Source organism: Streptomyces sp. NPDC060027 (assembly GCF_042737005.1).
In the GTDB taxonomy this organism is placed as follows: Bacteria; Actinomycetota; Actinomycetes; order Streptomycetales; family Streptomycetaceae; genus Streptomyces.
Genome location: NZ_JBHWVI010000219.1, coordinates 1 through 14,860, shown reverse-complemented (window position 1 = coordinate 14,860; position 14,860 = coordinate 1). Strand labels below are relative to the sequence as shown.

General features: G+C 67.1%; 9 protein-coding genes. 8 read left to right on the top strand and 1 reads right to left on the bottom strand.

What is annotated here, in order from left to right; translation table 11 throughout:
• Positions 1-46: 46 nt before the first annotated feature.
• Positions 47-3,871 carry a GH92 family glycosyl hydrolase gene (locus tag ACFWBT_RS35270; RefSeq protein WP_385707037.1) on the bottom strand — a complete coding sequence of 1,275 codons (3,825 nt, stop codon included), beginning with the start codon at positions 3,869-3,871 and terminating at the stop codon, positions 47-49.
• Between the two features lie 487 nt (positions 3,872-4,358).
• Between ACFWBT_RS35270 and ngcE the strand changes: the two genes are divergently transcribed.
• The 8 genes from ngcE to dxs all read left to right on the top strand — a co-directional run bounded on the left by ngcE (position 4,359) and on the right by dxs (position 14,815).
• Positions 4,359-5,810: an N-acetylglucosamine/diacetylchitobiose ABC transporter substrate-binding protein gene (gene ngcE / locus ACFWBT_RS35265; protein ID WP_385707036.1), complete on the top strand. Its 1,452-nt coding sequence runs from the start codon at positions 4,359-4,361 to the stop codon at positions 5,808-5,810.
• A 58-nt stretch (positions 5,811-5,868) separates the two neighbouring features.
• Positions 5,869-6,801 carry a carbohydrate ABC transporter permease gene (locus tag ACFWBT_RS35260; RefSeq protein WP_385707035.1) on the top strand — a complete coding sequence of 311 codons (933 nt, stop codon included), beginning with the start codon at positions 5,869-5,871 and terminating at the stop codon, positions 6,799-6,801.
• 15 nt (positions 6,802-6,816) lie between these two features.
• Positions 6,817-7,755, top strand: a complete 939-nt coding sequence (locus ACFWBT_RS35255; RefSeq protein ID WP_385707034.1) for a carbohydrate ABC transporter permease — start codon at positions 6,817-6,819, stop codon at positions 7,753-7,755.
• A 243-nt stretch (positions 7,756-7,998) separates the two neighbouring features.
• Positions 7,999-9,198, top strand: a complete 1,200-nt coding sequence (locus ACFWBT_RS35250) for an ROK family transcriptional regulator (protein ID WP_385707039.1) — start codon at positions 7,999-8,001, stop codon at positions 9,196-9,198.
• Between the two features lie 132 nt (positions 9,199-9,330).
• Entirely contained in the window at positions 9,331-10,431 is a 1,101-nt protein-coding gene (locus ACFWBT_RS35245; protein ID WP_385707038.1) for a substrate-binding domain-containing protein, read from the top strand.
• Positions 10,432-10,613: 182 nt separating this feature from the next.
• Positions 10,614-11,402 carry an ATP-binding cassette domain-containing protein gene (locus ACFWBT_RS35240; protein ID WP_385707033.1) on the top strand — a complete coding sequence of 263 codons (789 nt, stop codon included), beginning with the start codon at positions 10,614-10,616 and terminating at the stop codon, positions 11,400-11,402.
• A complete protein-coding gene (locus ACFWBT_RS35235) occupies positions 11,399-12,688 on the top strand; it encodes a sugar ABC transporter permease (protein WP_385707032.1) in 1,290 nt (429 codons plus the stop codon). Before ACFWBT_RS35240 ends, ACFWBT_RS35235 begins: the two co-directional genes overlap by 4 nt.
• A 195-nt stretch (positions 12,689-12,883) precedes the next feature.
• The gene (gene dxs, locus ACFWBT_RS35230) at positions 12,884-14,815 is read left to right on the top strand and encodes a 1-deoxy-D-xylulose-5-phosphate synthase (protein WP_385707031.1); all 1,932 of its coding nucleotides are present in this window, start codon (positions 12,884-12,886) and stop codon (positions 14,813-14,815) included.
• The last annotated feature ends 45 nt before the right edge of the window (positions 14,816-14,860 follow it).

Sequence of the window (14,860 nt, the reverse complement as noted above, 5' to 3'; positions counted from 1 at the left end):
GGCCCGGAGTCTCCTCCGGGCCCGCCCCTCTCCCTTCGTCCGTGCGTCAGGCGAGCAGTTCCACCTCCGCGAGGGTCGACTCGCCGTCGAGCACGAGGCGGTAGTGGGCGTACGAGCCGGGGTCCGCGACCGTGAACGCCCGGGTCTGCCTGTCCCAGCGGAAGGATTCACCGGAGCGCTTGTCGAGGTCCTTCCACGTCGTTCCGTCCGAGGAGCCCTGGAGGGTCCAGCCGGCCGGGGCCTTCGCGCGGTCCGAGGACGTCAGCGTGTACTGGACTCCCTCGGTGGCGGCGCCGACCGGCAGGTCCACCGAGGTGACCGCGGTGTCCGTCGCCGAGGTGTTGTCGAACAGCGCGCCGTCTCCCTTCAGGGTGTCCGAGCGCGGCGACGGCACCTTGTCGTCCTCGGTGACCGACACCGGCGCCGCGTTCTTCCCGGTGCCCCACGAGGACGGCTCGGCGCCCATGTCGAACTCCAGCACCCCGCCGCGGGAGATCAGCGAGTGCGGCAGCGAAGTCGACTTCCACTGCTTGCCGTTGAACCGCACGCCCTGCACGTACACGTTCCTCGCGCTGTTCCGCGGGGCCTTGATCACCAGGTCCCGGCCGTTCTCCAGGTGGACCGTCGCCTTGGTGAACAGCGGGGAACCGATGGCGTATTCGCCGCTTCCCATCACCAGCGGGTAGAAGCCTAGCGACGAGAAGAGGTACCAGGCCGACTGCTCGCCGTTGTCCTCGTCACCGTGGTAGCCCTGCCCGATCTCGCTGCCGGTGTAGAGCCGGGAGAGGACCTCGCGGACGTTCTTCTGGGTCTTCCAGGGCTGTCCGGCCGCGTCGTACATGTAGTTCACGTGGTGGGCCACCTGGTTGGAGTGCCCGTACATGCCCATCCGTACGTCCCGGGCCTCCGTCATCTCGTGGATGACCCCGCCGTACGAGCCCACGAAGTCCGGCGAGGCGGTCTCGGGCGTGGCGAAGTACCTGTCGAGCTTCTCCGCGAGCCCGCTCCGGCCGCCGTACAGGTTCGCCAGCCCGCGCGAGTCCTGCGGCGCGGTGAACGCGTAGCCCCAGCCGTTGGTCTCCGTGTAGTCGTAGCCCCACACGCGCGGGTCGTACTTGGCGGAGTCGACCCGCCAGTCGCCCTTCGCGTCCCGGCCCTGGAAGAAGCCGGCCTTGGAGTCGAAGAGGTTCACGTAGTCCTGGGCGCGGTTGAGGAAGTAGTCCGATTCCTCCTTGTAGTGCTTTTTGCCCGTCTTCTTGTAGAGCGCCCGGCCCATCTCGGCGATGCCGTAGTCGTTGACGTAGCCCTCCATGGCCCACGACAGGCCCTCGCCGGTGGCGGTGCTCGTGTAGCCCAGGAAGGGGGAGGTGGCCATGCCCTTGCGGCCGACGCCGGAGGTCGGCGGGACGACCGTCGCGTTCTTCAGCGCCGCGTCGTACGCCGACTCCGCGTCGAAGCCGACGCCCTTGACGTACGCGTCCGCGAACGCCACGTCCGACGAGGTGCCGGTCATCAGGTCCGCGTACCCGGGCGAGGACCAGCGCGAGGTCCAGCCGCCGTCCTTGTACTGCTGCACGAACCCGTCGACCATCTCACCCGCCTGACCGGGCGTCAGGAAGGAGTAGGCCGGCCAGGTCGTCCGGTAGGTGTCCCAGAAGCCGTTGTTGACGTACACCTTGCCGTCGACGATCTTCGCGCCGGTGTGGGTCGGGGTGTCCGGGCCCGGCATCGGGACGAACGGCGAGGCGTACTGGTTCTTCGAGCCCACCTTCTCGAAGCCGGAGTTGGGGTACAGGTACAGCCGGTACATGCTGGAGTACAGCGTCGTGAGCTGGGCCGGTGTCGCGCCCTGCACCTCGACCTTGCCGAGCAGCCGGTCCCACTGCCGCTGGGCCCCGGCCTTGACCGCCCCGAACGACGTGCCGTCCGGGATCTCCTGGCGCAGGTTGTCCTTGGCCTGGTCGAGGCTGATGAGCGAGGTGGCCAGGCGCAGGGTGACGGAGTGGTCGGAGCCGGACTTGAACTTCAGATAGCCCTTGACGCCGCTGGAGCCGCCCTCGGTCACGGGGGCGTCGAAGACCCCGTAGACGAAGAGCCGGGTGGCGCCGGTCGACAGGCCGGACTTCACGTCCGAGTAGCCGGTCACCACGCCCGCCGAGGTGTCGAGCGTGAGCCCCGCCTGCTCGGTGACGTTGTCGAAGATCACGTTCGCGTCGTCACCGGGGTAGGTGAAGCGCAGGGCGGCGGCGTGATCGGTCGGCGCCATCTCCGCCTTGAGACCGTTCTCGAAGGTCACCCCGTAGTAGTACGGGCGCGCGGTCTCGTTCTCGTGCCGGAAGGCCAGCTCGCGGGCGGCCCGGCCGGTCTCCGGGGTGCCGGAGGCCGCCGACGGCATCACCTGGAAGGTCTGCCGGTCACCCATCCAGGGGCTCGGCTCGTGGCTCGCGCTGAACGCCTCGATGGTGGGCAGGTTGTCCGCGTTGTTGGCGCGGGCGTAGTCGTACAGCCAGCTCAGCGAGCCCGCGTTGGTCACCGGCGTCCAGAAGTTGAAGCCGTGCGGGACGGCGGTCGCCGGGAAGTTGTTGCCGCGCGAGAAGCCGCCGCTGGAGTTGGTGCCCCGGGTGGTCAGCGCGTAGTCGGACAGATGCGCCTTGGGCTTCTGCGGGGCGGCGGTCCGCAGCGAGACGTCGTCCAGCCAGCCGCGGAACTTCGCGGGGCCCTTCGGCGAGTCGTAGGCGACGACGATCCGGTCGACGGTCTTCCCGGCCGCGACGGACCCGATCCGCGAGGACACGTTGTTCCACTGGTTGACGTACAGCACCTTGGAGGCGCCCTGACCCTGCGGTGTCAGCGCGAATCCGTGCTGGTCCGTGGCGTTCAGGCCGCTGAGCGAACTGCCGTCGGTGAAGACCAGGTCCACGGACACGTTCGTCGCGTCGTAGTCCCGGTCGCCGTCCGCCATCGAGGGGAAGATCCGGTACGACAGCTCGGTGCCGCGCCCGACGGCGACGTTCACGTCGAAGAGCTTGTTGTACGAGTACGCCCGGCCGTCGCCCTTGTGGGTGCCGGCGTAGCGCAGAGCCCGCTTGCCCGTGAAGCCCGCGCCCGCCTTCGCGGTCGGCGAGCCGCTCGGCCCCCGGTCCACGAGCGAGAGCATGTCCTTGGGCGTCGGGTCGTCGCTCCGGCCCGTCGAGAACTGGACATCGGCGAGCTGCAGGATGTCGCCGCCGTTGTTCTTGGTGACTTCAAGTCGGAAATGCTGGTACTCGACGGGGCCGTCGATGTCGTACGACTTCGTCTGGAACCGCTCGCCGAAGGACTCGCCGGAGCGGGTGTCGAGGGTCTTCCAGTCCTTGCCGTCGGTGGAGCCCTGGAGGGTCCAGCCCGCGGGGTCGCGCTCGGCGTGGTCGTTTGCGGATGTGAGCGCGTACGTGACCACCTTGACCGGCGCGTCCAGGTCGAACTCCGCCCAGCCGGTGGGCTCGAAGGTCAGCCACTTGCTGCTCGACTCGCCGTCGACGAGGTTCTCCTTGACCTCACCCGCGCCCGTGTTCTCGCCGCTGGCCCGGACGTCGGTGACATGGTCGGTCACATTGCCGGGGATGCCGGTGCTGTAGCCGCCGTCGACCCCCGAGGACCTTTTCGTCCCGTCAGGAGCCGTATCCACCGTGTTGAGCCAGTCCGGAGCCGGATCGCCCGATTCGAACGAGGAGCTGAAACCCCGGTCGGCGACCGCCGCTTGGGCGGGCAGGGCGACCGCCGCGCCCTGCGATGCCACCACCAGGGAAAGCGCTGCCACCCCCAGGGCCGTCGGGGAAAGCCATCCGGTCCGACTCGTGGAACTCCGTCTGTACCGAGCTCTGTGCTGCATGCGCGAGCACCCTCCCTGCACCTGGACAACGTTGTCAAATTCGATGCGCAAGGACCATTTGGGCGCCAAGTTGTCAGTGCTGTCAAGGGTGTTGGGTGTGGCATCCGGGGTGAATACCGTGTGACGAACCGTGCATTGCGTTCATTGCGGGAGGTTGGCCCTCTAAGGATCTTCGCCGGGGTGGTCCGGAGCTGCCCCATATTTCCGGGAGGTCTCAACTCGGAAAAGACCGACGGGCAAACCTGCATTCGATCTTGCTCCCTTGGCGGGAAGTGGACTATACCTGTCGCGTCCGGTCAGTCGATCGACTGGCTCTGGACAGGCAGGACCCAGGGGGGAATTTCGAGGGCCGGCGGACCGTGGTCGATACACCTACCGCCGATTCGTCCCACTGAATCCCCCACGCACGACCCCAGCTTGACCTAACCGCGGTGCCGGGGAGGATCCGGTTCACCGCCTGAGTCCTGGAGAAGGCGAGGACTTGAGCATGGGATCCACTTCCGCCGAGAACAGCAGCCCCGAGGGTGTCGGCCGCCGTGACCTCATCAAGAGGTCGGCCGCACTCGGTCTGATCACCGTCCCGACGATGAGCTTCCTGTCCGCGTGTGCGAGCGGCGGGGGCGACGAGGGCAAGTCGGGCGACAAGGGCACCGGCAAGACCAGCAAGGACAACCCCTTCGGCGTGAAGAAGGGCGGCGGCAAGCTCGACGTCGTCGTCTTCAAGGGCGGCTACGGCGACGAGTACGCCAAGGCGTGGGAAGCCTCCTTCGACAAGAAGTGGGGCAGCAAGAGCGCCCACACCGGCACGCAGGAGATCACCGGCAAGCTCCAGCCGCGCTTCAACGGCGGCAACCCGCCGGACATCGTCGACGACTCGGGCGCCCAGCAGATCAAGCTGGACGTGCTCTACAAGAGCGGCCAACTCCTCGACCTGGCCGCCGTCCTGGACGCGCCGTCCATCGACGACCCGAGCAAGAAGGTCCGCGACACCCTGATCCCGGGCACGCTCGACCCGGGCCTGCAGGGCGGCAAGGTCGTGGCCCTCAACTACATCTACACGGTGTGGGGCCTGTGGTACTCCGGCAAGCTCTTCAAGGAGAAGGGCTGGGAGGTCCCGAAGACCTGGGACGACTTCCTCGCCATCTGTAAGGACGCCAAGTCGCAGGGCATCGGCGGCCTCGCCCACCAGGGCAAGTACCCGTACTACATCAACGTCGCCATCATGGACCTGATCGCCAAGAAGGGCGGTCTGGACGCCATGAAGGCGATCGACAACCTCGACCCCAAGGCGTTCGTCGGGTCCGACGCCGCCCAGGCGGCCGTCGAGGCGATCTACGAGATCGTGGAGAAGGGCTACTTGCTGCCCGGCACCAACGGCCTCACCCACACCGAGTCGCAGACCCGGTGGAACCAGTACAAGGCCGCCTTCATCACCTGTGGCTCCTGGCTGGAGAACGAGCAGCTCAAGCAGACCCCGGCCGACTTCGACATGAAGTTCATGCCGATGCCCCTCCTGCCCGACAGCAAGCTGCCGTTCGAGGCGATCCGGGCCGGCTCCGGCGAGCCGTTCATCATCCCGGCGAAGGCCGCGAACCTGCCCGAGGCCAAGGAGTTCATGCGCTCCATGCTCTCCAAGGAGTGGTCGACGCTCTTCGCGCAGAAGGCCAACTCGCTCACCATCCTCAAGGACGGTGTGTCCGACGGCGTCGAGCTGCGTCCCGGTACGCAGTCCACCGTCGACGCGTCGAAGGCGGCGGGCGACAATACCTTCAACTACCTGTACCCCAACTGGTACAGCGAGATGGGCACGGCCATCGAGACCGCGTCCAACGAGCTGATGTCCAAGCGTATTCAGCCGAAGGAATGGCTGAAGCGGGCCCAGGCCGCGGTCGACAAGGCGGCGAAGGACCCGGAGTCCAAGAAGAACCACCGCGACTGATCACGTAAACCCGGAACACCAGGGTCACGCACACCCGGAACACCAGGGGCAGGATGCCATGCGAAAAGGGCAGTACCGGTTCGTCGCGGGGTTTCTCCTCGCACCTTTGGCGCTGTATCTGATCTTCGTGATCTGGCCTTACATACAGACCATCGGCTACTCCTTCACCGACTGGAGGGGCCAGTCGCAGACGTTCGGTTTCGTCGGCCTGGACAATTACAAGGCGTTGTTCCAGGACGACGTATTCCTCCAAGCGATCTGGCACAACATCCTGTTCCTGGTGTTCATCCCGGTGATCACCATCCTGCTCGCCCTCTTCTTCGCCTTCATGGTGAACGCGGGCGGGCGGGGAGGCGCCGGTGGCGTACAGGGCGTCACCGGCTCGCGCTTCTACAAGATCGTGTACTTCTTCCCGCAGGTGCTGTCGCTCGCGATCGTCGCGGTGCTCTTCGGAGCCCTCTACCGCAGCGACAGCGGCGGCCTGCTCAACGGCCTGCTGATCAAGCTGGGCCTGGTCGACGCGAGCAGTCCCGTCGAGTGGATGAACGAGCCCAACCTGGTGCTCTGGTGCCTGATGGCGGTCGTCGTCTGGCACGGCGTCGGCTTCTATCTGGTGCTGTTCTCCGCCGCCATGCAGTCCATCCCGCGGGACATCTACGAGGCCGCGCTGCTGGACGGCGCGAGCCGCACCCACACGTTCTTCCGGGTCACCCTGCCCCTGCTGTGGGACACGGTGCAGACCGCCTGGGTCTATCTCGGCATCATCGCGATGGACATGTTCGTGCTCGTCTCGACCACGACCCAGGGCACCGGCTACGGCGGCGGGCCCGACCACCACAGCGAGGTCATGGCGAACGTCATGATGCGCAACTTCCTCTACTTCGGAAAGAGCGGCTACGCCTGTGCCATGGGCGTCGTCATGCTCCTTCTCACCCTGATCCTGTCCGTGGTCACGCTGCGCGCCACCCGCCGCGAGCGCATCGAGTTCTGAGCGGGAGACACGACTATGAGCGCACCCATCACGGAGCCGGCGAAGGTCGACGGCGCCGGAGTACCCCCGCAGCGAACCGTCAGGAAGGCTCCGCCGCGGCCGGGCGACAAGCGCACCGAGGGCATGGCCCTCAACGTCTTCTCGCACGGGTTCCTGGCCCTGTGGGCCGTCCTGATCATCCTGCCGCTGCTGTGGCTGGTCCTGAGCTCCTTCAAGACCGACGCGCAGATCGGCGGTTCGGCCCTCGGCTGGCCCTCGAACTGGCAGCTCGACGTGTTCAGCCGGGCCTGGAGCAAGGGCATCGGCGACTACTTCGCCAACACGCTGATCGTGCTGGTGTTCTCCGTCCCGCTGACCATGCTCCTCGGCTCGATGGCGGCGTACGTACTGGCCCGCTACGAGTTCCCGGGCAACCGGGTCATCTACTACTTCTTCGTCGGCGGGGCCATGTTCCCCGTCTTCCTCGCCCTGGTGCCGCTGTTCTTCATGGTCAAGCGCCTCGACATGCTGAACACGTACCAAGGCCTGATCCTGGTGTACGTCGCCTACTCGTTGCCGTTCACCGTGTTCTTCATGCACGCGTTCTTCCGGACGCTGCCCACGGCGGTCTTCGAGGCGGCGGTGCTCGACGGTGCCTCGCACACCCGGGCGTTCTTCCAGGTCATGCTGCCGATGGCCAAGCCCGGACTGCTCAGCGTCGGCATCTTCAACGTGCTGGGCCAGTGGAACCAGTACATCCTGCCCTCGGTGCTGATGCAGCCGCAGAACAGTTCGGATCCGGAACGCTACGTTCTGACCCAGGGCCTCATCCAGCTCCAACAGCAGCAGGGGTACGCCACCGATCTTCCCGTCCTGTTCGCCGGCGTGACGATCGCGATGATCCCCATGCTGATCGTCTACCTGTCCTTCCAGCGCCAGGTCCAGGCGGGTCTCACCTCGGCGACCCTCAAGTAGCGCTCCGCTCCTTCCCTCGCCTACGCCACCTCCGTCCCCGGGGGTGGCGTACGTGTGTCCGGGGCATGGCGAAAATCGAACATGAATGGGTGGACCCGATTTTCGTCAAGGACTTGACGGCGGTAACCCGTTCAGCGGAGCTTGGAGTTCACAACTTGTAAGTGACCGGGGTCCCGTTGACGTGACCCAGATCACATGGGCGGCATCGGGGCCGCCCGGCTGAGGGCAGGAGTGGATGAGTCGATGGAGACTCCGGGGTCGCAGTCTTCGCTGCACCGAGCCAATCTGGAGCGCGTCGTGCGAGCGGTGCGCCTTGCCGGTTCGCTCACGCAGGCGGAGATCGCGAGAACGACGGGCCTGTCGGCCGCGACCGTTTCCAATATCGTCCGTGAACTCAAGGACGGCGGGACGGTCGAGGTCACACCCACTTCGGCCGGCGGCCGCAGGGCGCGCAGCGTGTCCTTGAGCGGGGACGCCGGCATCGTGATCGGTGTCGACTTCGGGCACACGCATTTGCGCGTCGCGGTCGGAAATCTGGCCCATCAGGTGCTGGCGGAGGAGTCCGAGCCGCTGGACGTGGACGCCTCCGCCGCCCAGGGCTTCGACCGGGCCGAGGAACTGGTCGGTCGCCTGATCGCAGCAACCGGTGTGGATCGTTCCAAGATCGCGGGTGTGGGCCTCGGCGTGCCGGGGCCCATCGACGTGGAATCGGGGACCCTGGGGTCCACCTCGATCCTGCCGGGCTGGACCGGCGCCAGGCCCGCCGAGGAGCTGCGGGGGCGGCTCGGCGTGCCTGTCTACGTGGACAACGACGCGAATCTCGGCGCGCTCGGCGAGATGGTCTGGGGCAGTGGGCGCGGGGTGCGGGACCTGGCGTACATCAAGGTCGCCAGCGGAGTCGGCGCGGGCCTGGTGATAGAGGGCAAGATCTACCGCGGCCCGGGTGGCACAGCGGGAGAAATCGGGCATATTACACTTGATGAATCCGGCCCCGTCTGCCGTTGCGGCAACCGCGGCTGCCTGGAGACCTTCGCGGCGGCACGCTATGTGCTGCCGCTCCTCCAGTCCAGTCACGGTACCGATCTGACCATGGAGGGCGTGGTCAGGCTGGCGAGGGACGGAGATCCGGGTTGTCGTCGGGTGATCGCCGACGTCGGCCGACATATCGGCAGTGGAGTCGCCAATCTCTGCAATTTGCTGAACCCGAGCAGGGTGGTCCTCGGTGGCGATCTCGCCGAGGCCGGGGAGCTTGTTCTCGGGCCCATCAGGGAGTCTGTCGGCCGCTATGCGATCCCCAGCGCCGCCCGCCAACTCTCGGTGTTGCCAGGGGCACTTGGGGGCCGTGCGGAGGTGCTCGGAGCGCTTGCTCTCGCGCTCAGCGAGATGGGTGATTCGACCCTTTTGGACGGTTCACTCTCGGCCGCTACCCCTGTCTTCACTTAGAGAACGCATGGCACCGTTGCCATCTCGTTAAGTATTTACTTCTTGACGTCGCACGGGTGGCCGAGTTGACTCCAAACCACCTCGGCCGCAACGACGCGGCCTCGTCAGGGAGGTTTCAAAGTGAACACGCAGATGCGTCGTGCCGCCGTTGCCGTTGCCGCTGGTGCAATGGCCGTTTCTCTCGCCGCTTGTGGCAGCGCCAAGGAGTCCGGTGGCGACAGCGACAGCTCCGCCAGCGCCTCCAAGAAGGGCGACGCGATCAAGGTCGGTCTGCTCCTTCCGGAGAACCAGACGGCTCGCTACGAGAAGTTCGACAAGCCGCTGATCGAGAAGAAGGTCAAGGAGCTCACGAACGGCAAGGGCGAGGTCGTCTACGCCAACGCCAAGCAGGACGCGAGCACGCAGAACCAGCAGGTCGACACGATGATCACCAACAAGGTGGACGTGCTGATCGTTGACGCTGTGGACGCGGCCGCCATCAAGAGCTCGGTCCAGAAGGCCAAGGACGCCGGCATCCCGGTCGTGGCCTACGACCGCCTCGCGCAGGGCCCGATCTCGGCCTACACCTCGTTCGACAACAAGACTGTCGGCAAGACGCAGGGTGAGGCGCTCCTCACCGCCCTTGGCTCCAAGGCCAAGGACGGCAAGATCGTCATGATGAACGGTTCGGTCACCGACCCGAACGCCGCTCAGTTCAAGGCCGGCGCCCACGAGGTGCTCGACGGCAAGGTGAACGTCGGCAAGGAGTACGACACCAAGGAGTGGAAGCCGGAGAACGCCAACGCCAACATGGAGGCGGCGATCTCGGCTCTCGGCAAGAAGAACATCATCGGTGTCTACTCCGCGAACGACGGCATGGCCGGCGGTATCATCACCGCGCTGAAGGCCGCCGGCCTCAAGGTCCCCGTCACGGGCCAGGACGCGGAGCTCGCGGGTGTGCAGCGCATCCTCGCGGGTGAGCAGTTCATGAGCGTCTACAAGCCGTACGCCCCGGAGGCCGACGCCGCCGCCGAGCTGGCCGTCGCGCTCGCCCAGGGCAAGTCGCTCGACACCGTCGCCAAGGACAAGGTCGACAGCCCGACCGACAAGCAGATCCCGTCCCTGCTGGTCCCCGTCACCTCGCTGACGAAGGACAACATCAAGGACACGGTCGTCAAGGACGGCCTGTACAAGGTCGAGGACATCTGCACCCCGGCGTACGCCGCGGCCTGCAAGAAGGCCGGCCTGCAGTAAACAACCGCGAGTAGCCAAACGCGTACGGGAATTCGATACTGAATTCCCGTACGTGGCTCGTGTGATCCAAAGCTCCTCCGGCGCCCCGCATCCAACAGCCCCGCAAGCTAAGCGGGGCGCCGGACGGAACACCCCACCGCAAACTTCTGCACAACCTCCCGCCGGGTCAGGCGGCGAAGGAGATGGTTAACGTGTCCGCTACGCCTGTTCTGGCGTTGCGCGGGGTCTCCAAGCGATTCGGTGCCGTCCAGGCGCTCACCGATGTAGAGCTTGAGGTCCACGCCGGTGAAGTGGTCGCCCTGGTGGGCGACAACGGAGCCGGAAAGTCCACGCTGGTCAAGACGATTGCCGGCGTGCACCCCATCGATGAGGGCGTCATCGAGTGGGACGGCAAGTCCGTCCAGATCAACCGCCCGCACGACGCCCAGAACCTGGGCATCGCGACGGTCTACCAGGACCTCGCGCTCTGCGACAACATCGATGTCGTCGGAAACCTCTACCTGGGCCGCGAACTGAAGAAGCGCGGTGTCCTGGACGAGGTCGAGATGGAGCGCCGCTCCCGCGAGCTGCTGGACACGCTGTCGATCCGCATCCCCAGCGTCCGCATCCCGATCGCCTCGCTCTCCGGCGGTCAGCGCCAGACCGTGGCGATCGCCCGTTCGATGCTCGGTGAGCCCAAGCTCGTCATCCTCGACGAGCCCACCGCGGCCCTCGGTGTCGAGCAGACCGCCCAGGTCCTCGACCTGGTCGAGCGTCTGCGCGAGCGGGGTCACGCCGTGATCCTCATCAGCCACAACATGGCTGACGTGAAGGCCGTGGCCGACAAGGTCGCCGTGCTGCGTCTCGGACGCAACAACGGCATCTTCGAGGTCAAGTCGACCTCCCAGGAAGAGATCATTTCCGCCATTACGGGTGCCACGGAGAACGCCGTGACCCGTCGTGCGGCGCGCAGCGGGGAGGCTCAGAAGTGAGCATCGACAAGACTTCTGAGACCGGGGACCACGTCGTGGAGAACCCCGAGGCGGCCGCTCACGCGGTCACCGCCGTCGACCCGCGCCTGCTCGTCCGCGAGCAGGGCTTCGCCGGTTACGTCAGCGAGTTCAAGCGCAAGCTGAAGTCCGGCGACCTGGGTTCCATCCCGGTCGTCATCGGCCTGATCGTCATCTGGGCGATCTTCGCGAGCCTGAACGAGAACTTCCTCACCGCGGGCAACCTCTCCGACATCTCCGTCGCCATGGTCGGCACGGGCATGATCGCGGTCGGCATCGTCTTCGTGCTGCTGCTCGGTGAGATCGACCTGTCGGTCGGTTCGCTCTCCGGTCTGGCCGGCGCCACGTTCGCCGTGCTCAGCGTCACCCACGGCATGAACGAGTGGCTGGCGTTCGTCCTGGCCATCCTCACCGGCACGGTCGCCGGCGCGGTCCAGGGCTTCGTCTTCGCGCGCATCGGTGTGCCGGCCTTCGCCGTCACCCTGGCGGGTCTGCTGTTCTGGAACGGCTTGATGCTCCAGATCCTCGGCAGCAACGGCACCATCAACCTGGACAGCGAGGGCGTCGTCGCCAAGCTGACCAGCTACTACTTCACCGATGTGGCCGCCGCCTACGTGCTCGCGATCGTCGTGACCGCCGGGTTCTTCGTCAGCTCGTACCTCGGCAACAAGCGCCGCGAGGCGGCCGGTGTGCCGTCCCGCCCGCTGAGCGAGACCATCGCGCGCACGGTGCTGCTGGGCATCCTCACCTTCGCGGTGGGGATCATGTACAACCAGTACAAGGGCCTCCCGCTCGCCGTGGTCATCTTCCTCGCGGTCCTGCTGATCACGGACTTCGTGCTGCGCCGCACCGCGTTCGGCCGGAAGATCTTCGCGCTCGGTGGCAGCGTCGAGGCCTCCCGTCGTGCCGGTATCAACGTCGAGCTGATCCGCATCTCGGTCTTCTCGATCTCCGGCACCTTCGCCGCCATCGGCGGTCTGTTCATCGCCTCGAAGATCGCCTCCGCCAACCAGGGCGCGGGCGCCGGTGACCTCCTGATGAACGCCATCGCGGCGGCCGTCATCGGTGGCACCAGCCTCTTCGGTGGCCGTGGCCGCACCTGGAACGCCCTCCTCGGTGTTCTGGTGATCGTCTCGATCCAGTACGGCCTGGCCCTGCAGGGCATCGCCTCGCCGGTCCAGTACATGATCACCGGTGGTGTGCTTCTCGCCACGGTCGTCATCGACGCCGTCACCCGCAAGACCCAGAAGTCCGCGGGTCGCGCGTAGGGTCCCCACCCTCACAGGCACTGTGCCCGGCGCCAATGGCGGCGCCGGGCACAGTCATGTCCGGACGGGAACGCGTGTTCCCTCCGGTTGAGCCGATCGTGTGGCGTACATCGCCGGGCCCGGCCCGCGCCCGCAAAGGCGGAACATTAGACTCGACGAACCCGGCAACAGCTCGATCACTGCAAGGAGGCACGGGTGGCGCTGCTGACCCGCATCACGGGACCGCGCGATCTGGACCGGCTGACCCTGGAGCAGCTCGACCAGCTGGCCGAGGAGATCCGGACCTTCCTCGTCGACGCGGTCTCCAAGACCGGCGGCCATCTCGGCCCCAACCTCGGTGTCGTGGAGCTGACCATCGCCCTGCACCGCGTCTTCGAGTCACCGAAGGACAGAGTGCTCTGGGACACGGGCCACCAGTCCTACGTCCACAAGCTGCTCACCGGCCGCCAGGACTTCTCCCGGCTGAAGATGAAGGGCGGCCTGTCCGGCTACCCCGCGCAGGCCGAGTCCGAGCACGACGTCATCGAGAACTCGCACGCCTCCACGGTGCTCGGCTGGGCCGACGGACTGGCGAAGGCGAACGAGGTCCTCGGCAGGAACGACCACGTGGTCGCCGTCATCGGCGACGGCGCGCTCACCGGCGGCATGGCCTGGGAGGCGCTGAACAACATCGCCGACGCCAAGGACCGCCCGCTGATCATCGTCGTCAACGACAACGAGCGTTCGTACGCGCCGACCATCGGCGGCCTCGCGAACCATCTGGCGACCCTGCGCACCACGGACGGCTACGAGCGCTTCCTGGCCCGCGGCAAGGACCTCCTGGAGCGCACCCCGGTCGTCGGCAAGCCGCTCTACGAGACCCTGCACGGCGCGAAGAAGGGCCTGAAGGACTTCATCGCCCCGCAGGGCATGTTCGAGGACCTCGGCCTGAAGTACGTCGGCCCGATCGACGGCCACGACATCGAGGCCCTGGAGTCGGCGCTCGCCCGCGCGAAGCGCTTCGGCGGCCCGGTCATCGTGCACTGCCTCACCGAGAAGGGCCGCGGCTACCAGCCGGCCCTCCAGGACGAGGCGGACCGCTTCCACGCCGTCGGCAAGATCCACCCGGACACGGGCCTGCCGATCGCCTCCTCCGGCGCCGACTGGACCTCCGTCTTCGGCGAGGAGATGGTCGAGCTCGGCAAGGAGCGCGAGGACATCGTCGCGATCACCGCCGCGATGCTCCAGCCGGTCGGCCTCGACCGGTTCGCCAAGGCCTTCCCCAAACGGGTGTACGACGTCGGAATCGCCGAGCAGCACGCCGCCGTCTCCGCGGCCGGCCTCGCCACCGGCGGACTGCACCCCGTCTTCGCCGTCTACGCGACCTTCCTGAACCGCGCCTTCGACCAGGTCCTGATGGACGTGGCCCTGCACAAGTGCGGTGTCACCTTCGTCCTGGACCGCGCGGGCGTCACCGGCACCGACGGCGCCTCGCACAACGGCATGTGGGACATGTCCATCCTCCAGGTCGTGCCGGGTCTCAGGCTCGCGGCGCCGCGCGACGCCGACCAGGTCCGTGCCCAGCTGCGCGAGGCCGTCGACGTGAAGGACGCGCCCACCGTGGTGCGCTTCTCCAAGGGCGCGGTCGGCCCGGCCGTCCCCGCCGTGGGCCGGATCGGCGGCATGGACGTCCTGCGGGAGCCCGGCACCGACGCGCCCGACGTGCTGCTGGTCTCCGTCGGCGCGCTCGCCCCGATGTGTCTGGAGATCGCCGCTCTCCTCGACCGGCAGGGCATCACCACCACCGTCGTCGACCCGCGCTGGGTCAAGCCGGTCGACGAGGCCATGGCCCCGCTCGCCGAGCAGCACCGCGTGGTCGTCACCGTCGAGGACAACTCCCGGGTCGGCGGTGTCGGATCGGCGGTCGCGCAGGCCCTGCGCGACGCGGGCGTCGACGTCCCGCTGCGCGACTTCGGCATCCCGCCGCGCTTCCTCGACCACGCCTCCCGTGCCGAGGTCATGGCTGAGATCGGCCTGACCGCGCCGGACATCGCCCGGCAGGTCACCGGACTCGTGGCCAAGCTCGACGGCCGCTACGAGCGCACCACCGCGCAGGCCGTGGACGCGGTGGAGCCCGCGCGCGACTGACGTACCGAAGGGCCGAAGGGCCGGTTTCACCACCCTGTACCGGTG